The organism is Fusobacterium massiliense (assembly GCF_900095705.1).
In the GTDB taxonomy this organism is placed as follows: domain Bacteria; phylum Fusobacteriota; class Fusobacteriia; order Fusobacteriales; family Fusobacteriaceae; genus Fusobacterium; species Fusobacterium massiliense.
On record NZ_LT608327.1, the window covers coordinates 247,648 to 268,521 of the forward strand.

A 20,874-nucleotide genomic window follows, 5' to 3' on the forward strand; every position below is an offset into this window, starting at 1 on the left:
ATGAATAACTTTTTAATATTAGTACCAATAGTAATTTATTTGTTGGCTATGTTGTATATTGCATATAAAGTAAGCGAGATAAAAAATAATGCTAAAAGTTTTACGGCAGAATATTTTATTGGAAATAGATCTTTAGGTGGTTTTGTTTTAGCAATGACAATAGTTGCAACCTATATAGGAGCTAGTTCATTTATCGGAGGTCCTGGAATTGCATATAAATTAGGACTTGGTTGGGTATTACTTGCCTGCATACAAGTACCAACAGCTTTTTTTACTTTAGGAATATTAGGAAAAAAGATGTCTATCATATCTAGAAAAATAAATGCTATAACGGTTTTTGATATTTTAAAAGCTAGATATAATAGTAATTTTTTAAATATACTCTCATCAATAATACTTGTTATGTTTTTTATAGGAGCTATGGTTGCACAATTTATTGGTGGAGCAAGACTATTTGAAACAGTTACAGGGTTACCATATATTACAGGTCTTATAATTTTTTCAACAGTTGTAATAATTTATACAACATTTGGTGGATTTAGAGCAGTTACAATAACAGATGCAATTCAAGCTGTTGTAATGTTTTTAGCAACATTAGTTTTATTCATAGTAATTTTAAAAAATGGACATGGTATGCAAAATATAATGCTAAAAATAAAAGAAATTGACCCTAATTTATTAAGACCTGATTCTGGTGGAAATATAGCTAAACCTTTTATAATGTCATTTTGGGTTCTAGTAGGTATAGCTATTTTAGGTTTACCAGTTACAACCGTTAGATGCATGGCTTTTAAAGATAGTAAAGCAATGCATAATGCTATGATAATAGGTACTTCATTAGTTGGAATATTAATTTTAGGTATGCATTTGGTTGGAGTAATGGGAAGAGCAGTTATAACAGATTTAACAGATGCAGATAAAATTATACCAATATTAGCTCTAAAAAATTTACACCCATTATTAGCAGGAGTTTTTATTGGAGGTCCTTTAGCAGCAATAATGTCATCAGTTGATTCTGTTCTTATACTATCATCTTCAACTTTAATCAAGGATATGTATATAGGATATTTTGATAAAACAGCAAGTGAAAAGAAAATAAAGAAAATATCTATGATTACATCATTAGTAATAGGAATTTTAGTATTTATTTTATCAGCTAAACCACTTAGTTTAATTGTTTGGATCAATTTATTTTCATTATCTGGACAAGAAATAGTATTTTTACTTCCTTTGATATTTGGGTTATACTGGAAAAGAGCTAACTCAACAGGAGCTATAATTTCTATATTAGGAGGAATTCCAGCTTATTTATTTTTAGAAATAACAAAGATAAAAGTTTTTGGACTTCATAATATAGTTCCATCTTTAGTAGTTGCTTTTGTATTATTTGTTATAGGTTCATATCTTGGAAAAAAAGATGATGAAAAAACATTAGAAATATTTTTTGAATAATAAAAACTAATAAAAAAAATTAAAAAAAATTATTGACAAAAAAACTAGAATATTATATACTTACACAAACAATCAAAATTGATGTGTGAATAACCATCCAGAGAAACTGAGGGACTGGCCCTGTGATGTTTCAGCAACCTACTTTATGTGTGGTGCTAATTCCAGAGAGATGGAGAGGCTATATATTTTTAAATACCAATCCATACTCTCAAAAGGGTATGGATTTTTTATTTATTTATTTATAGGAAAGTATAAAATTAAATAAAGAAAATTAGTCTCTGACGTCCGTATTAGTTCGAAGAGCCTATGTTCATTGAGCTCGTAGAACTCATACGGCTGTCAAGAGACTTTAATTTATAGCAGAGGGAGGAAAAATGATAGTACTTGAAAATGTGAACAAGGTCTATCCAAATGGCTTACATGCTGTTAAAGATGTAAGTTTAAAAGTTAAAGAAGGAGATATTTTTGGAATAATCGGTCTGAGTGGTGCTGGTAAATCTTCTCTTATAAGACTTATAAACAGATTGGAAGAACCTACAAGTGGAAAAATAATTATTAATGATCAAGATATTTTGAGCCTTAATAAAAGCCAACTTTTAGAAAGAAGAAAAAAAATAGGAATGATATTTCAACATTTCAACCTTTTATCTTCAAGAACAGTTGAAGAAAATGTAGCTTTTTCTCTTGAAATTGCTAATTGGAATAAAAAAGAAATAAAAAGTAGAGTAGCAGAGTTATTAGAAATTGTTGGTTTGAGTGATAAGGCAAAATACTATCCTAGTCAATTAAGTGGAGGACAAAAACAAAGAGTTTCCATAGCAAGAGCTTTGGCAAATAATCCAGATATACTATTATCTGATGAAGCAACTTCAGCATTAGATCCAAAGACAACAAAATCTATATTGGAGCTTATAAAAGAAATACAACAAAAATTTTCTTTAACAGTGCTTATGATAACACATCAAATGGAAGTTGTTAAGGAAGTTTGTAATAAGGTAGCTATAATGTCAGATGGAAGGATTATTGAAGAAGGTAATGTTCATCATATATTTACTGAGCCAAAAACAGATGTAGCTAAAGAATTAATTTCATATGTACATCAACAATCAGATACAGAAATTAATTATATGCATAATAAGGGTAGAAATATAGTTAAAGTTAAATTTATTGGAAGTACAGCAAATGAACCTATAATTTCTAAAGTTATAAAAGAATGCGGAATAGATGTAAGTATTTTAGGAGGCTCTATAGATAAGCTTTCAACAATGAATATAGGACATTTATATCTTGAGTTAAATGGAGAACTAGAGGCACAAGAAAAAGCTATAGAGCTTATGAGAAATATGGATACAATAGTAGAGGTGATATATAATGGAGATTAGTGCTATACTTGAACCCTTGTTTGAAAATGTAGAGAATCCAATAATAAGTATGTTGGTTATATCTACTGTAGAAACATTGTATATGGTTTTATTTTCAACATTATTTTCATTGATATTAGGGTTTCCTTTAGGAGTTTTACTTTTGGTAACTAAACCTGGAAATATTTATGAAATGAAAAAATTTAATGCAATTTTAGAAGTTGTAATAAATGCTTTAAGATCTTTTCCATTTATTATCTTGATGATATTGTTATTTCCTTTATCAAGATTTGTAGTGGGAACAACTATCGGATCTACAGCAGCAATAGTGCCACTATCTATTGGAGCAGCTCCATTTGTTGCTAGAATTGTTGAAGGGGCATTATTAGAAGTTGATCCAGGTCTTGTAGAAGCAAGTCAAAGTATGGGAGCAAATAATAAAACAATAATATTTAAAGTTATGCTTCCAGAATGTTATCCTACTCTTATTCATGGAATAACAGTTACAATAATTAGCTTAATAGGTTATTCAGCTATGGCAGGAACTATAGGAGCAGGAGGACTTGGAGACTTAGCTATAAGATTTGGATATTTAAGATTTAAATTAGATATTATGGTATATTCAATAATTATTATCATAATACTTGTTCAAATCATACAATCAGTTGGTAATTTTATTGTACATAGAAGACAGAAAAAACTAGGAAAATAAAATAGGAGGTAAAAATATGTCTAAAAAATTTGTAAAATTATTCGGAAACATTGGTGCATTTTTATTATTATCTGTGGGAGCATTTGCTGGAACTTTAAAAGTTGGAGCAACACCAGTTCCACATGCAGAACTTTTAAATTTAGTGAAAGCTGATTTAAAGAAAGAAGGAGTAGATTTAAAAATAGTTGAATTTACAGATTATGTAACTCCAAACTTAGCATTATCAGATAAAGAAATTGATGTTAACTTCTTCCAACACAAACCTTATTTAGATAAGTTTGTTGAAGAAAGAAAATTAAATTTAGTTTCATTAGGTAATGTTCATGTTGAACCAATTGGGTTATATTCTAAAAAAGTTAAATCAGTTAATGAATTAAAAAATGGATCTACTATTGCTATACCAAGTGACCCATCAAATGGAGGAAGAGCTTTAATATTATTACATAATAAAGGTATTATTACTTTAAAAGATCCTAAAAATCTATTTGCAACAGAATTTGATATAGTTAAAAATCCTAAAAAATTAAAATTTAAACCAACAGAAGTTGCTCAATTACCAAGAGTTTTACCTGATGTAACTGCTGCTGTTATAAATGGAAACTATGCATTAGAAGCTGGATTAAACCCAACAAAAGATTCTATATTACTAGAAGGAAAAGAATCACCTTATGCAAATATAGTTGTTGTTAGAAAAGGTAGTGAAAAGAATCAAGATATCCAAAAATTATTTAAAGCATTACGTAGTGAAAAAGTTAAAAACTTTATAAACAAAAAATACAATGGAGCTGTTGTAGCTGCATTCTAAAGATAGTTTAATATTTTAAAAGAAAAACTACTATAATTTGATAAAATTTATCAATTATAGTAGTTTTTTAATTTGCAGGAATATATTTTGTCTCTGACGTCCGTATTAGTGCGAAGAACCTATGTTTATTGAGCTCGTAGAACTCATACGGCTGTCAAGAGACTAATCTTTGCTATTTAATTTTATACTTTTCTATAGAGTGAAAAAACTGTACACTTAATTTTAAAAATTAATATAAGTGTACAGTTTTTATTTAGAGTTATTGATTATAGTATAAATTTTCAGTTGGGAAAACTTGATCTGATGTGACATCAATTCCTAATTTTCTAAGTGATTGTTCATCATTTCTACCTAAAATGTGTGTTGAATGAGCTTGAACTCCTTCAAGTTTAGATAATTTTGATAATGCAACTTCAGCCATAGAGTTAGTTGCAGCAGTAATACTTAATGCAATTAAAATTTCTTCACAATCTAAAGGTATATTTTTATTTTTTAAAGTTGTTTCTTTTAATTTTATAATTGGTTCCAATATTGTTGGAGATATTAAAAGTAATTCATCATCAAAATTAGATAAATATTTTAATGAATTTAATATAGCAGCTGAAGGAGCATCCATAAGTGAACTTTTCTTTCCGGTAATTATTTTTCCATCTGGCATTTCAAAGGCAATCACAGATGATGTAAATTTTTTATTTTCTTCGTGTTCTTTATGAATAGATTCTAATTTTTTTCTAGCATAATCAACAACTTTTCTATCTTCTTCTCTTAAGCCAAGACTATGCATTATAAACTCTGCTCTTTTAAAAGTTTCTAAATCGGCATTTCCTTTTTTATAATCACAACCTGTTTTAAAATATCTTCTTATAATTTCTTGTTCAGAAGCTTTTCTAACTATTTCATCGTTAATAATACCAAATCCTACCCTATTAACTCCCATATCAGTTGGAGATTGATAAATTGATTTTTTTCCAGTAATCTTTTCTATAATTCTTTTTAGTAAAGGAAAAGCTTCTATATCTCTATTATAATTAATTGCAATTTCGTTATATTCTTCTAAATGAAAAGGATCAATCATATTAACATCGTTAAGGTCTACTGTTGCAGCTTCATATGCAATATTTAGAGGATGTTTTAAAGGAACATTCCATACTGGGAAAGTTTCAAACTTAGAGTAACCTACATTTCTTCCTCTTTTATATTCATGGTAAAGTTGACTTAAACAAGTAGCTAATTTACCACTTCCAGGACCCGGAGCAGTAACAACAACTATAGGTTTAGTTGTTTCAATATAAGCATTTTTTCCATATCCTTCATCACTAACAATAGTATCTACATCACTAGGGTATCCTTTTGTAGCAAAATGTTTGTATACTTTTATATTTCTTCTTTCAAGTCTAGTAATAAAAAGGTCAGTAGAAGGTCTATCTTCATATCTAGTTATAACTACACTATTAACTTTTAGATCATTTTCTCTTAAATCATCAATAAGTCTAAAAACATCCATATCATAAGTGATGCCGAAATCTCCTCTTATTTTGTTTCTTTCAATATCTCCAGCATAGACACAGATAATAACTTCTATCTTATCTTTTAATTTATTTAAGACTTTAATCTTTGCATTCTCATCAAAACCAGGTAAAACCCTTTTTGCATGAAAATCTCCTAAAAGTTTTCCCCCAAACTCAATATACAACTTATCATAGTTATTAACTCTTTCTAGTATATACTTAGTTTGTTCTTCTAAATATTTGTTGTGATCAAATCCTACTTTCATATAACCTCCAAAAAGTAAAAATAAAATAATAAATAAAGCCAAGCTGTCTGCCATTAATATTATTTAAACTTAAGTTATGGTCATCACGACAGTTAAAGTTTTTATAATTATATAATTATAAAAAACTGACTTTATATTTTAGCATGAAAAATATATTTTGTGAATAGTATTAACTTAATTTTTTGTCTTATTAAAAATGAACATACCTAGAATAATTAAAAAACCTCCGATAAAAGTAGAAAGTTTTGGAATATCATTAAGAAATAAAATTCCCATTATTGTTGCAAGTACAGGAGTAACGAACATAAATGTAGTAACTTCAGCTGTATTTTTTGCAAGTTGAAATGCTTTAGTCCATAAAAAATAAGAAACTATACTTGGGAATATTGACATATATATTATTAAAAGCAATGAAAATTTGCTAATAACAAAAATATTCTTAATTGAGCTTGGAGAGTAAAAAATTAACATTAATGAACCAAAAAGCATAGAGTACATACTTACATCAAAAGCAGAATATTTTTTTGTAAGATATCTTTGGCTTATGTTATAAAGTGAAAGCAAAAGGGCAGCTATAAGCATATAGATAACTCCTATATTTATAGTAAGGCTTCCACCAGATAAAGTTAAAAATAAAATTCCTATAAATGAAATTAAAAAAGAAAACCAACCTAACAATTTTATTTTTTCATTAAATAAAATAGAAGCAAAAGTAGCAGTAATAGCCGGACATAATGAGTTGATAACACTCAATGTAGCAGGACTTGTGTAGACTGTTGCAATATTAAATAAAACAACATAAGCTCCATAACCTGAAAAACCAGCAAATAAAAAAGTTGGTAAATCCTTAAGGGCTGGAAATTTTATTTTTTTCTTAAATAGTATAATTAAAACAATGATAGTAGCAAAAAAATATCTGAGTACACCTAAGGTATAAGGATCAATTTCTTTTAAAAGAAATTTTGTGCTAATAAAAGCTGTTGCCCAAAAAAATATTGCAATAAAAGCCGTAAACTTAGCACTTTGTTTTAAGTGGCAAAAATTCATATCTATTCCTCCATAATTTGTTTTCATAAATACATTATAATTTCTTTTGAAATAAATAGCTAGTATCAGAAAAAATAAAATTAATTTTAAGTAGATAAAGATATTCGTTTTTTTATTTTTATGATAAAATATAATAAAAATTGAAAGAGAGAAATCAAATGGAATTTATTGAAAGTAAAGATAATAAAACTATAAAATATATAAAAAAATTAAAGCAAAAGAAATATAGAGATATTGAAAATAAATTTATTGCTGAAGGCTGGAAATTTTTAGTCTATGATTATATTCCAGAATTAATTATAGTAAAGTTAGATAAAGCAGAAGACAAAAAAATAAAAGAGCTATTAGAAAAATTTCAGTGTAAAAAAATAATAGTTTTAGACAAAATTTTTGCTGATATAAGTTCTCAAGAAAATTCACAAGGAATTATAGTTATTTACAATAAGAAAGAGCAACATATAGATAGCATTAAAGGAGATGTTATTGTATTAGATGATGTGTCTGATCCAGGAAATTTAGGAACTATCATAAGAATATGTGATGCAACAAATTTTAAAAATATAATTGTAACTGAAAATACAGTAGATGCCTATAATGAAAAAGTTGTCAGAGCAACTATGGGTTCTATATTTAATGTAAATTTATATGTTTTAAAAAAAGAAAATATTATACAATTCTTAAAAGAGAAAAATTATTCAATTATTTCTACTTGTTTGAGTGAAGATTCTCAAATGTATAATAAAATAAAGTTAGAAAATAAAAACGCAATTGTTTTTGGTAATGAAGGAAATGGTATAAGTGATGATTTGATTAAAATTAGTAATAAGAAAATAATTATTCCATTATTAGGAAAAGCTGAATCCTTAAATGTTGCTGTTGCAACAGGTATAGTTCTATATAAAATGAGAGAAATAGAGGGAGTTATTTAGATGAAATTTACACATATATCCAAAAAAGAAGTATTTAAAAATGATGTTATAACAGTATATGAAGAAAAGTTAGCTTTGCCAAATAATAATATTGTTACATGGACTTTTACAGGGAAAAAGGAAGCTGTAGCTGTGGTTGCCGAGAAAGATAATAAAGTAATTTTTGTGAAACAATATAGACCAGCTATAAAAAAAGAATTATTAGAAATTCCAGCAGGTTTAGTTGAAAAAGGTGAAGATGTGGAACTGGCAGCAAAAAGAGAGTTTGAAGAAGAAACTGGTTATAAAGCAAATAAATTAGAGAAAATTGTTAGTTATTATGGTTCAGCTGGAATAAATGCAGGACAATATCATTTGTTTTATGCAAGTGAGTTAGAAAAAACAAGTCAACATTTAGATGAAAATGAATTTTTAGACATCGTTGAAATACCTTTAGATGAAATAAATCCATACTTATTTGAAGATGCTAAAACTATAATTGCTTTGACATATTTGACATATATAAAAAACAAAAAAGGTAAAAAATAAAAAATTTGCTTTATTTTAAATAATATGTTATAATTATCTTATAATAATAGAAATGAAAGGAGTGGTAAAAAAGCCACTCCTTATTTCATAAAAAGGAGGAAAAATTGTATGGAGGACAGTAGTCAAATAATACAAAAAATAGAAAAAATTGTTAATCCATTTATAAATGAAATGAATTTATCTCTTGTAGATGTTGAATATTTACAAGAAAGTGGATATTGGTATGTAAGAATTTTTATTGAAAATTTAAATGGAGATTTAACTTTGGAAGATTGTAGTAAACTGAGTTCTTTGATTGATGATAAGATCGAAGAGTTAATAGAACACAAATTTTTTCTTGAAGTTTCCTCACCAGGAATAGAAAGACCATTGAAAAAAATAGAAGATTATATAAGATTTAAAGGTCAAAAGATTTTATTGAATTTAAAAAATAAATTAAATGATAAAAAACAGATGAAAGCAACTATTTTAGATGTAAAAGAAAATAAAATATTGTTTTTAATTGACAAGAAAGAAGAAGAAATAGATTTTGATGAAATAGGAAAAGCTAATATATTGTTTGAATTTAATGATTTTTAATATAAAAATGGAGGTAGAAAAGAGTAATGAAAGCGAAAGACTCAAAAAATTTCCTTGAAGCTTTAACAGAGCTAGAAAAGGAAAAGGGAGTAAGCAAAGAAAGTGTGTTAGAAGCGATTGAAATGGCAATGCTAGCAGCATATAAGAAAAATTATGGTGAAGATGAAAATGTGGAAGTAATAATTGATAGAGAGAGTGGGGATATCAAAGTTTTTGAAACAAAAACTGTAGTTGAATCTGAAGACTTTGTAGACCCAAATATGCAAATACTACTTGAAGATGCTAAAATAATTAAGAAAAAATCTAAAGTTGGAGATGTGTTAAAGTTTGAAGTTGATTGTGAAAATTTTAGAAGAAATGCTATTCAAAATGGAAAACAAATAGTAATTCAAAAAGTTAGAGAAGCTGAGAGAGAATATATTTATGAAAGATTCAAAGAAAAAGAAGGAAATATAATAAGTGGTATCATAAGAAGAATTGACACTAAAAGAAATATATTTGTTGAAATAGATGGAATAGAATTAATTTTACCTCCAACTGAACAATCTCATTCAGATATTTATAGAGTTGGTGAAAGACTAAAAGTATATTTGATTTCTGTTGAAAAAACAAGTAAATTTCCTAAAATATTAATTTCAAGAAAGAGTGAAGGACTTTTAAGAAAACTTTTTGAAATAGAAATCCCAGAAATATCATCAGGGTTAATTGAAATAAAATCTGTTGCAAGAGAAGCTGGTTCTAGAGCAAAAGTTGCAGTACATTCTAAAGATGTAAACATGGATACAGTAGGGGCATGTATAGGGCAAAAAGGAGCAAGAATCAAAAATATAATAGATGAGTTAAATGGAGAAAAAATAGATATAGTTATTTGGAAAGAAACTCCTGAAGAATTTGTTTCAGCTGCATTAAGTCCTGCTATTGTTGAAAGTGTTGAAATGCAAGAAGATGGGACAGCAAGGGTGATGGTAGAGCAATCTCAATTATCATTGGCAATAGGAAAAAATGGACAAAATGCAAGACTTGTTGCAAGATTAACAGGAATGAGAGTAGACATAAAAGTTGTTGAAAAGACTCAAAAATGTGAAACTGAAGAAGTTGAAAATATAAATGAGTAGTCAACACATTCCTGAGAGAACATGTGCCTTATGTAGAAGTAAGAATGAAAAAAAAGAGTTATTTAGGTTGGCTAAAATAGATGAAACTCATTATACTTTTGATAAGGAACAAAAAAAGCAGTCGAGAGCTATTTATATATGTAAAAATTTAGCTTGTCTTGGAAAATTGTCAAAACATAATAAATTAAAAATAGAACCTCAAGAAATGTTGACAATGTTAAATATCGTTAACAAAGCTAATAAGAATTATTTAAATATATTAAGTACCATGAAAAATTCGGGAGAATTAGTTTTTGGAATTAATTTACTTTTTGAAAATATAAATAAAATACATTTTATCATATTAGCAGAAGATATTAGTAAAAAAAATGAAGAGAAATTATTGAAAAAAATTGAAGAGTTGGATATTCCATTCAAGAGAATTGGAACTATGGAAGACTTAGGTAAAATTTTCAATAAAATGGAAGTTAATGTAATAGGTGTAACTGATAAAAAAATGGCGAGAGGTCTTATAAATATAGTATAACTAAAGGAGGAGGTACAAAATGAAAACAAGAGTTCATGAATTAGCAAAAAAACATGGAATAAAAAATAAAGAATTCTTAGAGATATTAAAAAAAGATGTAGGGATAAACATTACATCTCACCTATCTAATTTAGAAGATGACCAAGTTAAAAAAATAGATGATTATTTTGCAAAAATGAATATGTTAAAAGTTGATACAGTAGAACCTGTAAAAAATTACAAGGAAAAGAAAGAGGAAAAAGCAATTAGAAAGATAATAGATGAGGATGAAACTGATGAAAATGAGGGGCATTCTCAAAAAAATAATAAAAAAAATAAATTTCAACAGCCTAAAAATAAAAAGGGAAATAATGTAGGTTTTGATGAGGAAAGTAGATCAGAACATAAAAATAAGAATAAAAAGAAAAAAGGGAGAAGAACAGACTTTGTAATGAAGGTTGCTGAACAAACTCCAGATGTAATAGAAGAAGATGGAATAAAAATAATAAAATTCAGAGGAGAAATAACTCTAGGAAATTTTGCTGAAAAATTAGGAGTTAATAGTGGAGAAATTATAAAAAAATTATTTTTAAAAGGACAAATGCTAACTATAAATAGCCCAATCACATTAGAAATGGCAGAAGAATTAGCAGGTGAATACGATGCTTTGGTTGAAGAGGAAGAAGAAGTAGAATTAGAATTTGGAGAAAAATTTGCTTTAGAAATTCAAGATAAAGAAACAGATTTAATCGAAAGACCAGCTGTTATAACAATAATGGGACATGTTGACCATGGAAAAACATCGTTATTAGATGCAATTAGAACAACAAATGTAGTAAGTGGAGAAGCTGGAGGAATAACTCAAAAAATAGGAGCTTACCAAATAGAAAAAGATGGAAGAAAAATAACTTTCGTAGATACACCAGGTCACGAAGCATTCACAGACATGAGAGCTAGAGGAGCTCAAGTTACAGACATAGCTATCCTAGTTGTTGCAGCAGATGATGGGGTAATGCCTCAAACAATAGAAGCTATATCACATGCAAAAGTTGCAAAAGTTCCAGTAATTGTAGCTGTAAATAAAATAGATAAGCCTGAAGCTAATCCTATGAAAGTAAAACAAGAACTTATGGAACATGGACTAGTCTCTGTTGAATGGGGTGGAGATGTTGAGTTTGTAGAAGTTTCTGCGAAACAAAAAATGAACTTAGATGTCTTATTGGATACAATCTTAATAACAGCAGATATTTTGGAGTTGAAAGCTAACTCTAAAAAAAGAGCAAAAGGTGTTGTATTAGAATCAAGACTAGACCCTAAAATAGGACCAATAGCAGATATTTTAGTACAAGAAGGAACTTTAAAAATAGGAGATGTTATTGTTGCAGGAGAAGTTCAAGGTAAAGTAAAAGCTCTTTTAGATGATAAAGGAGAAAGAGTTGAAAGTGCAACATTATCTCAACCAGTAGAAGTAATAGGATTCAATAATGTTCCAAATGCTGGAGATACAATGTATGTTATTCAAAATGAGCAACATGCTAAAAGAATAGTTGAAGAAGTTAGAAAAGAAAGAAAAATTCTTGAAACAACTAAGAAAACAATTTCACTTGAAAGTTTATCTGATCAACTAAAACATGAAAACTTGAAAGAATTAAACTTGATCTTAAGAGCTGACTCAAAGGGTTCAGTTGATGCATTGAGAGATTCTTTATTGAAATTATCAAATGATGAAGTTGCAGTAAATATAATCCAAGCTGCTTCTGGAGCAATAACAGAAAGTGATATTAAACTTGCTGAAACAGCTGGTGCAATTATAATAGGATACAATGTAAGACCTACAACGAAAGCAATAAAAGAAGCTGAAATAAGTAAAGTAGAAATAAGAACATCAAGTATCATTTATCATATAACAGAAGATATAGAAAAAGCACTTGCTGGTATGTTGGAACCTGAATTTAAAGAAAATTATTTAGGAAGAATTGAAATAAAGAAAGTATTTAAAGTTTCTAAAGTTGGAAATGTAGCAGGTTGTGTAGTTGTCGATGGAAAAGTTAGAAATGATGCTAATATAAGAATACTTAGAGATAACGTTGTTTTATATGAAGGAAAATTATCTTCGTTAAAGAGATTTAAAGACGATGCAAAAGAAGTTGTTGTTGGACAAGAATGTGGACTTGGAGTTGAAAACTTCAATGACATAAAAGAGGGAGATGTTGTAGAAGCATTTGAAATGGTAGAAGTAAAAAGAACACTAAAATAAAGTGAGGTGATTTATTTTGAAAAGACAAAGGCTTGAAGGTATTGGGAAAGAAATGATGAAAGTAATATCAAAAGTATTACTAGAAGAAATAAAAAATCCAAAAATAACAGGAATAGTTTCAGTAACTAAAGTTCATGTTACCGAAGATTTAAAATTTGCTGATACATATTTTAGTATACTACCTCCGTTGGAAGGAGAAAAGAAATATTCTGAAGAAGAAATAGTAGAAGCATTAAATCAAATAAAAGGATTTTTAAGAAGAAAAATAGCAGAAGAAATTGATATAAGATACACTCCAGAAATAAGAGTTAAAATAGATAACTCTATTGAAAATGCAATAAAAATCACTAAACTTTTAAATGATTTGAAAGTTTAGTGGTTTGTATGACGAAAGAAAAAAATACAGAAGAGTTAATAAAAGAGTTACTTGAAAAAAGAAATCATATTGATAAAGAGGATATAAAGAAATTTATCAATCCAAGTTTTTCAGATTTTAGAAATCCTTTTGATTTTGAAAATATGGAAGTCATAGTTACAAAAATACTAGAAGTGAAAAAAAGAAAGCAAAAAATATATATTTATGGTGATTATGATGTTGATGGAATCAGTGGGACTTCATTTTTAGTAAGGTTTTTTAACGAAATAGGGATAGACACAAAATATTATATTCCTAGTAGAGAAGAAACAGAGTATGGAGTATCTAAAAAGAATATAGATTTTTTCAATAAAAAAGGTGCTAAGTTAATAATAACTGTTGATACTGGATATAATACAATAGAAGATGTAAGATATGCTAAAAGTTTAGGCATTGATGTGATAGTAACAGACCATCATAAAACAGTAAAAGAAAAGTTTGACGATGAAGTTTTATATTTAAATCCTAAATTAAGTAAAAACTATAAATTTGAGTATTTATCTGGGGCAGGAGTGGCATTTAAATTAGCACAAGGAATATGTCAAGCTCTTGATATGAATATGGAGATTATCTATAAATATCTTGATATAGTGATGATAGGAACAATAGCAGATGTTGTACCTATGATAGATGAGAATAGACTTATTATAAAAAAAGGTTTAAAAATAATAAAAAATTCAAAAGTTAAGGGATTGTCTTATTTATTGAACTATTTAAGGTTAAATAAGAAAAAATTGACAACAACAGATGTTAGTTATTATATATCACCTCTTATCAATTCTTTGGGAAGAGTTGGAGTTTCAAAAATGGGAGCAGACTTTTTCGTGAAAGATGATGAATTTGATTTATATAACATAATAGAGGAAATGAAGGAACAAAATAAAAATAGAAGAAGTTTAGAAAAAATTATATATGATGATGCTATGAAAAAAATAGAAAAATTAAATCAAACAATAGGGGAATTACCTTTGATAATTTTATCCTCTTCTAGATGGCATGCAGGTGTAATTGGTGTAGTTTCTTCTAGACTATCATTAAAGTTTAATGTTCCTGTAATATTAATAGCATTTGATGGAGATGAAGGAAAAGCTTCGTGTAGAAGTGTTGGAAATATAAGTATTTTTAATTATTTAACAGAAATAAAAGACTTATTGGTTAGATATGGAGGCCATGACTTAGCTGCAGGTTTTGTTATAAAAAGAGAAAATTTAGGAAGAGTAAGAGAATTTTTATTAAATAAAATTTCTTCTAATAATATTGAAAATGAGACAACAAAAATTAAAAGAACTAACAAAACTCATGATTATGAATTAGATTTAACAAAAATAGATACTAAAGTTTTTGAATTTATGGAAAAAATGGCACCTTTTGGAATATCTAATCCTCATCCATTATTTTATGATAATGATATTCAGTTAAAAGATATAAAAAGATTTGGTGTAGATTCTAGACATTTTAATGGATATGTTTATAAAAATAATATTAAATATAATGTTGTAGGGTTCGACTTAGCCAATGAAATTAAAGAGAAGTATTTTTTGAAAAAATATAGTATAATATATTATCCAGAAAAGATATTTTTAAATGATGAAGAGGTTATTCAAATCATTTTAAAAGATATAAAAGAGAAAGAATAATAAATTTTTAGGAGGAAAATTAATGAAATACGAAGTAAAAAAATTAGAAAAATCAGCTGTTGAGGTAAAATTATTTTTAACTAAAGATGAAACTACTCCCCTAGTTGATAAGGTTGTAAAAAATGCAGGAGAAAATGCAGAAATACCTGGATTTAGAAAAGGACATGCTCCAAAAGAAGCTATACTTGCTGCATACAAAGAACAAATAACAGAAGAAGTTGGAACTGCTGCAATCAATGCAAACTTCCCAGAAGTTGTTGAAAAAGAAAAATTAGAACCAGTTAGCTATGTAAGAGTAAAAAATATTGAATTAAAAGATGATTTAGAAATAGTATTTGATATAGATGTATATCCTGAATTTGATTTACCTAACTATAAAGGTTTAGAAGTTGAAAAGAAAACATTTGAAATGACAGATGAAAGATTAAACGAAGAATTAGATAGAATGGTACAAGGAGGAGCTAAATTAGAAGAAGTTGCAGATGAAGCATATGCAGCAGCTTTAAATGATACTGTTGACTTAGCTTTTGAAGGATTTATGGATGGAGTTCCATTTGATGGAGGAAAATCAGAGTCTCATTTATTACAATTAGGAAGTAAAAGTTTTATAGATAATTTTGAAGAACAATTAGTAGGGTATAAAAAAGGGCAAGAAGGAGAAATTACTGTAAAGTTCCCTGAAGAATACCATGCAAAAGAATTAGCTGGAAAACCTGCTGTATTTAAAGTAAAAATTAATGCTATAAAGAAATTAAGTAAACCTGAATTGAATGATGAATTTGCAAAAGGATTAGGATATGAATCAGTAGCAGATTTAAAAGAAAAAACAAAAGAAGATATTATTAAAAGAGAAAACGATAGAATAGAAAATGAATATGTTTCTGCATTAGTTGACAAAGTATTAGAAAATGCAAAAATAGATGTACCAGTTTCTCTTGTAAATGCTGAAATTGAAAATAGAATGAGAGATTTAGAATATCAACTTTCTATGCAAGGTTTCAAAATGGATGACTATTTAAAAATGATGGGTGGAAGCAGAGAAGCTTTTGCAGCTCAATTAGCTCCAACTGCTGAAAAGAAAGTAAAAACAGATTTAATACTTGATAAAATAGCTAAAACTGAAAAATTTGAAGCAACAGAAGAAGAGTTGAATGAAAGAATGGCTGAAGTTGCAAAAATGTATGGAATGGACGTTCCAAAAATGGAAGAAGAACTTAAAAAACATAATAATTTAGAAAACTTTAAAGCTTCTGTAAAATATGATATAGTTATGAAAAAAGCTATTGATGAAATAGTAAAAAATGCAAAATAAAAATTTTTTATTTGAATAAATAAAGCTCTTTGATGTTTGTATAAGTTCTATAATTTTAATGAACTGTTAATACAGACGTCAGGGAGTAATTTTAAATTTTATCCGAATAAGTATTCGGATAAGCATTAAAATACTTAATTTTTTTTAAGTATTTTAATGCTTAGTATATAGGAGTAAGAATAAAAAATTGTAATATACAAAGAATATTTAATTAGATTTTTATACAACAAGGAGGTTTTTATGTATAATCCAACTGTAATTGATAACAATGGAAAATCAGAAAGAGCATACGATATATATTCAAGATTATTAAAAGATAGAATAATATTTTTAGGGAGTGCTATAGATGAGAATGTAGCTAATTCAATTGTAGCACAATTATTATATTTAGAATCGGAAGACCCTGAAAAAGATATAATAATGTATATTAATAGTCCTGGTGGAAGTGTAACAGATGGTATGGCAATATATGATACAATGAACTATATAAAACCGGATGTACAAACTATATGTGTTGGACAAGCTGCAAGTATGGGAGCTTTCTTATTGGCGGCAGGAGCAAAAGGTAAAAGATATGCATTAGAAAATGCTAGAGTAATGATTCATCAACCGCTAATATCTGGAGGTTTAAAAGGACAAGCAACAGATATATCTATACATGCTAATGAGCTTTTAAAAATAAAAGATAAGTTAGCTAGCCTATTAGCAAAGAATACAGGAAAAACTAAAGAAGAAATATTGAAGGATACGGAAAGAGATAATTATCTAAGTTCAGAAGAAGCAAAAGAATACGGACTGATAGATAATATTTTTAAAAGATAGATAAGGGGGCAATAGATAAGATGTCAAAAAAAATTGATAAATGCTCGTTTTGTGGAAGAGATGAAAGACTAGTATCACAGTTGTTTCAAGGGCCAGAAGAAGGAATTTTTATATGTGATAACTGCGTAGAAAGTTGTCACGATCTTTTAAGTGAGACAACTGGATCACATATTCATAATCACCAAATATCAAAAAATAATGGTTTAGAAGCTGATGGAAAACTTTTAACACCAGTTGAAATAAAAAATAAATTAGATGAGTATGTAGTTGGCCAAGATGAAGCGAAAAAAGTTTTAGCAGTGGCCGTATATAATCACTACAAAAGAATACTTAGCAAAAAAGATATAAATGATGAAGTTGAACTACAAAAATCTAATGTCTTATTAATAGGTCCTACAGGATCAGGGAAAACCTTATTAGCTCAAACATTAGCTAAAATATTAAAAGTACCATTTGCAATTGCAGATGCAACAACATTAACTGAAGCAGGGTATGTTGGAGATGACGTTGAGAATGTGCTAGTCAGACTTATTCAAGCTTGTGATTATGATGTTGAAAGTGCTGAAAAAGGAATTATTTACATAGATGAGTTTGATAAGATTGCAAGAAAATCTGAAAATGTATCAATAACTAGAGATGTTTCTGGAGAAGGGGTACAACAAGCTTTACTAAAAATAATAGAAGGAACAAAATCACAAGTTCCTCCAAAAGGTGGAAGAAAACACCCAAATCAAGAATTAATTGAAATAGATACTAAGAATATACTATTTATAGTTGGAGGAGCATTTGAAGGACTTGAAAAAGTAATTAAAGCAAGAACTAATAAAAAAGTTATTGGTTTTGGAGCAGAAGTTCAAAAGAAAGATAATGCTGGAAATGAAGGAGAATTTTTTAAGAAAGTTTTACCAGAAGACTTAGTTAAACAAGGAATTATTCCAGAGCTTGTAGGAAGATTACCAATAATTTCTGCTTTAGATAATCTAGATGAAAAAGCTTTAATAAACATTTTAACAGAGCCAAAAAATGCAATTATTAAACAATATAAAAAACTTTGTAAGATGGAAGGTGTGGACTTAGAATTTACACAAGAAGCTTTAAATGAAATCGCTGGAAGAGCTTTAAAAAGAAAAATGGGAGCAAGAGGACTTAGAGCAATTATAGAACACACTATGCTTGATCTAATGTTTGAAATGCCTTCGAATAAAAATATTAAAAAAATAACTATTACAAAAGAAACAATTGATAACTATAAAGAGGCAATTATAGAGTATAAGAATTAGTGAGAAAAAGAAAGGAATAGGGAATAAATATGTCAAAAACACCATTTCTAGCAATAAGAGATTTGGTAATTTTTCCAAATGTATTGACACCGATATATGTTGGAAGACCGAGTAGTGTGGCTACTCTTGAAAAAGCAATAAAAGAAGAAAATAAACTTGTGTTAGGAATACAAAAAGATCCACTTCAAGAAGAACCATCTGTGAAAGAAGATTTTTATGAAATTGGAGTTATTGCAGATGTAGTTCAAGTAATTAGAATGCCTAATAATAATATAAAAATATTGGTTGAAGGTTCTAATAGAGTAAGAATAAAAACTGTTGAAAAAGATGGTAAGGAAATGTATTCGACATTTACAACAGTTAGAGAAAATATGAAAGATGCTAAAGAAACTGAAGCAATTTATAGAAAAGTTTTTTCAAAGTTTGAAAAATATGTAAATTTAGTAGGAAAATTTTCTTCTGAGTTGATTTTAAATTTAAAAAATTCTGAAGACTATTCTAAAGCTTTTGATTTAATGGCAACTAATCTAGGAATTAGTTCTGAAAAAAAATATGAAATATTTGAAATAACAAATGTAAGAGATAGAGGATATAAGATTTTAGAAACTATCGTAAATGAAATGGAACTTGCATCTCTAGAAAAAAATATTGATGATAAAGTTAAAAAGAAAATGAGCGAAGCACAAAGATCATATTATTTAAGAGAAAAAATATCGGCTTTAAAGGAAGAATTAGGAGATTTTTCTCAGAATGATGATGTTGCAGAAATAGTTGAGAAATTAGAAAAAGCTACTATACCTACTGAAGTTAGAACTAAGCTAGAAACAGAAGTAAAAAGATTGAGTAAATTACAACCATATTCTCCAGAATCAGCAGTTATTAGAAACTATATAGAGACTGTTCTAGATTTACCATGGGAAAATTCAACTGAAGATATAGTAGATTTAAAAAAGGCTAATGAAATATTAGAAAGAGATCATTATGCATTGAAAGATGCTAAAGAAAAAGTATTAGATTTTTTAGCTGTTAAAAAATTAAAACCTACAATGAATGGACAAATATTATGTTTAGCAGGACCTCCTGGGATAGGTAAAACTTCACTTGTGAAATCTATAGCTGAATCTATGGGAAGAAAATTTGTTAGAGTATCTTTAGGTGGAGTTAGAGATGAAGCAGAAATTAGAGGTCATAGAAGAACATATATAGGTTCTATGCCTGGTAAAATTATGAAAGCTATGAAAGAAGCAGGGACAAATAATCCAGTTATTCTTTTAGATGAGATAGATAAAATGTCTAACGATTTCAAAGGAGATCCAGCTTCTGCAATGTTAGAAGTATTAGATCCAGAACAAAACAAAACTTTTGAAGATCATTTTATTGATATGCCTTTTGATTTATCTAAGGTATTCTTTGTTGCAACTGCTAATGATTTAAGAACTGTAAGTGCTCCATTGAGAGATAGAATGGATATTTTAACTCTTTCTTCTTATACAGAATATGAGAAATTGCATATAGCACAAAAATATTTATTAAAACAAGCTCAAAAAGAAAATGGGCTTGAAAATATAGAAATTAAAATTTCTGATAAGGTTATGTTTAAATTAATAGACGAATATACAAGAGAAGCAGGAGTAAGAAACTTAAAAAGAGAAATTATTGCAATTTGTAGAAAAATTGCAAGAGAAGTAGTAGAAAATAATGTAAAAAAAGTTAACTTAAAAGCAAGTGATTTAGAAAAATATTTAGGGAAAGCTAAATTTAGACCTGAAAAATCTAAGAAGGCAATAGGTAAAATAGGAGTTGTTAATGGTCTTGCTTGGACAGCTGTAGGAGGAGTAACTCTTGATGTACAGGCTGTTGATACTTCAGGAAAAGGGGAAGTTACAATGACTGGAACTCTAGGAAATGTTATGAAAGAATCAGTCTCTGTTGCCACTACTTATGTAAAAGCTAACCTACAAAAGTATAAACCAAAAGAAAAAGATTTTTTTAAAGAAAGAGCTATACATTTACATTTTCCAGAGGGAGCTACTCCAAAAGATGGACCATCTGCTGGAATTACAATTACAACTGCTTTGATATCTGTCTTGACTAATAGACCAGTTAGACAAGATATAGCAATGACAGGAGAAATTACAATAACTGGAGATGTTCTAGCAATAGGTGGAGTTAGAGAAAAAGTTATAGGGGCTCATAGAGCAGGAATTAAAGAGGTAATCTTACCTGATGATAATAGAGTGGATACTGATGAAATTCCAGATGAACTAAAAGATATAATGAAAATACACTTTGCTAAGACATATGATGATGTAAGCAAATTGGTTTTTGTTAAATAAAAGAGGTT

Annotated in this window: 18 protein-coding genes and 1 riboswitch; of the genes, 16 read left to right on the plus strand and 2 right to left on the minus strand. The window is 27.9% G+C overall.

Annotation, left to right across the window (positions count from 1 at the left end; all coding sequences use genetic code 11):
- From panF to BQ2505_RS05630, 4 genes are all read left to right on the plus strand, one after another.
- On the plus strand, positions 1 to 1,452 hold the full coding sequence (gene panF, locus BQ2505_RS05615; RefSeq protein ID WP_074016793.1) for a sodium/pantothenate symporter: 1,452 nt from the start codon (positions 1 to 3) through the stop codon (positions 1,450 to 1,452).
- 90 nt (positions 1,453 to 1,542) lie between these two features.
- A riboswitch (SAM riboswitch) is annotated at positions 1,543 to 1,628 on the plus strand.
- 198 nt (positions 1,629 to 1,826) lie between these two features.
- On the plus strand, positions 1,827 to 2,834 hold the full coding sequence (locus tag BQ2505_RS05620; protein WP_074016794.1) for a methionine ABC transporter ATP-binding protein: 1,008 nt from the start codon (positions 1,827 to 1,829) through the stop codon (positions 2,832 to 2,834).
- Positions 2,824 to 3,525: a methionine ABC transporter permease gene (locus tag BQ2505_RS05625; protein ID WP_074016795.1), complete on the plus strand. Its 702-nt coding sequence runs from the start codon at positions 2,824 to 2,826 to the stop codon at positions 3,523 to 3,525. The genes BQ2505_RS05620 and BQ2505_RS05625 overlap by 11 nt, the downstream gene beginning before the upstream one ends.
- A gap of 16 nt (positions 3,526 to 3,541) precedes the next feature.
- Entirely contained in the window at positions 3,542 to 4,330 is a 789-nt protein-coding gene (locus tag BQ2505_RS05630; protein WP_074016796.1) for a MetQ/NlpA family ABC transporter substrate-binding protein, read from the plus strand.
- A 259-nt stretch (positions 4,331 to 4,589) separates the two neighbouring features.
- Here the strand turns inward: BQ2505_RS05630 and BQ2505_RS05635 are convergent, their stop codons facing one another.
- Together BQ2505_RS05635 and BQ2505_RS05640 are read right to left on the minus strand one after the other, a co-directional pair.
- Positions 4,590 to 6,104: a DUF1846 domain-containing protein gene (locus BQ2505_RS05635; RefSeq protein WP_074016797.1), complete on the minus strand. Its 1,515-nt coding sequence runs from the start codon at positions 6,102 to 6,104 to the stop codon at positions 4,590 to 4,592.
- A gap of 174 nt (positions 6,105 to 6,278) precedes the next feature.
- Complete coding sequence (locus BQ2505_RS05640; protein ID WP_074016798.1) at positions 6,279 to 7,151, minus strand: DMT family transporter; 873 nt, start codon at positions 7,149 to 7,151, stop codon at positions 6,279 to 6,281.
- 158 nt (positions 7,152 to 7,309) lie between these two features.
- On the opposite strand from BQ2505_RS05640, the gene BQ2505_RS05645 reads away from it, so the two are divergent.
- From BQ2505_RS05645 to lon, 12 genes are all read left to right on the plus strand, one after another.
- Positions 7,310 to 8,080 carry a TrmH family RNA methyltransferase gene (locus BQ2505_RS05645; RefSeq protein WP_074016799.1) on the plus strand — a complete coding sequence of 257 codons (771 nt, stop codon included), beginning with the start codon at positions 7,310 to 7,312 and terminating at the stop codon, positions 8,078 to 8,080.
- On the plus strand, positions 8,081 to 8,608 hold the full coding sequence (locus BQ2505_RS05650; protein WP_074016800.1) for an NUDIX hydrolase: 528 nt from the start codon (positions 8,081 to 8,083) through the stop codon (positions 8,606 to 8,608).
- 108 nt (positions 8,609 to 8,716) lie between these two features.
- Positions 8,717 to 9,187, plus strand: a complete 471-nt coding sequence (locus BQ2505_RS05655) for a ribosome maturation factor RimP (RefSeq protein ID WP_074016801.1) — start codon at positions 8,717 to 8,719, stop codon at positions 9,185 to 9,187.
- Positions 9,188 to 9,213: 26 nt separating this feature from the next.
- Positions 9,214 to 10,302 carry a transcription termination factor NusA gene (nusA, locus tag BQ2505_RS05660; protein ID WP_074016802.1) on the plus strand — a complete coding sequence of 363 codons (1,089 nt, stop codon included), beginning with the start codon at positions 9,214 to 9,216 and terminating at the stop codon, positions 10,300 to 10,302.
- On the plus strand, positions 10,295 to 10,828 hold the full coding sequence (locus BQ2505_RS05665; RefSeq protein WP_074016803.1) for a DUF448 domain-containing protein: 534 nt from the start codon (positions 10,295 to 10,297) through the stop codon (positions 10,826 to 10,828). The genes nusA and BQ2505_RS05665 overlap by 8 nt, the downstream gene beginning before the upstream one ends.
- Before the next feature lie 19 nt (positions 10,829 to 10,847).
- Entirely contained in the window at positions 10,848 to 13,064 is a 2,217-nt protein-coding gene (infB, locus tag BQ2505_RS05670; RefSeq protein ID WP_074016804.1) for a translation initiation factor IF-2, read from the plus strand.
- Positions 13,065 to 13,080: 16 nt separating this feature from the next.
- Entirely contained in the window at positions 13,081 to 13,440 is a 360-nt protein-coding gene (gene rbfA / locus BQ2505_RS05675) for a 30S ribosome-binding factor RbfA (protein WP_074016805.1), read from the plus strand.
- 8 nt (positions 13,441 to 13,448) lie between these two features.
- A complete protein-coding gene (gene recJ / locus BQ2505_RS05680) occupies positions 13,449 to 15,116 on the plus strand; it encodes a single-stranded-DNA-specific exonuclease RecJ (RefSeq protein WP_074016806.1) in 1,668 nt (555 codons plus the stop codon).
- Positions 15,117 to 15,138: 22 nt separating this feature from the next.
- A complete protein-coding gene (tig, locus tag BQ2505_RS05685) occupies positions 15,139 to 16,428 on the plus strand; it encodes a trigger factor (protein ID WP_074016807.1) in 1,290 nt (429 codons plus the stop codon).
- A gap of 240 nt (positions 16,429 to 16,668) precedes the next feature.
- Positions 16,669 to 17,250 carry an ATP-dependent Clp endopeptidase proteolytic subunit ClpP gene (clpP, locus tag BQ2505_RS05690; RefSeq protein WP_074016808.1) on the plus strand — a complete coding sequence of 194 codons (582 nt, stop codon included), beginning with the start codon at positions 16,669 to 16,671 and terminating at the stop codon, positions 17,248 to 17,250.
- 20 nt (positions 17,251 to 17,270) lie between these two features.
- Positions 17,271 to 18,530 (plus strand): ATP-dependent Clp protease ATP-binding subunit ClpX, encoded by a 1,260-nt coding sequence (gene clpX / locus BQ2505_RS05695; RefSeq protein WP_074016809.1) that lies wholly within the window; start codon positions 17,271 to 17,273, stop codon positions 18,528 to 18,530.
- A gap of 29 nt (positions 18,531 to 18,559) precedes the next feature.
- Positions 18,560 to 20,866, plus strand: coding sequence for an endopeptidase La (lon, locus tag BQ2505_RS05700; protein WP_074016810.1), 2,307 nt, complete (start codon positions 18,560 to 18,562; stop codon positions 20,864 to 20,866).
- Positions 20,867 to 20,874: the final 8 nt, after the last annotated feature.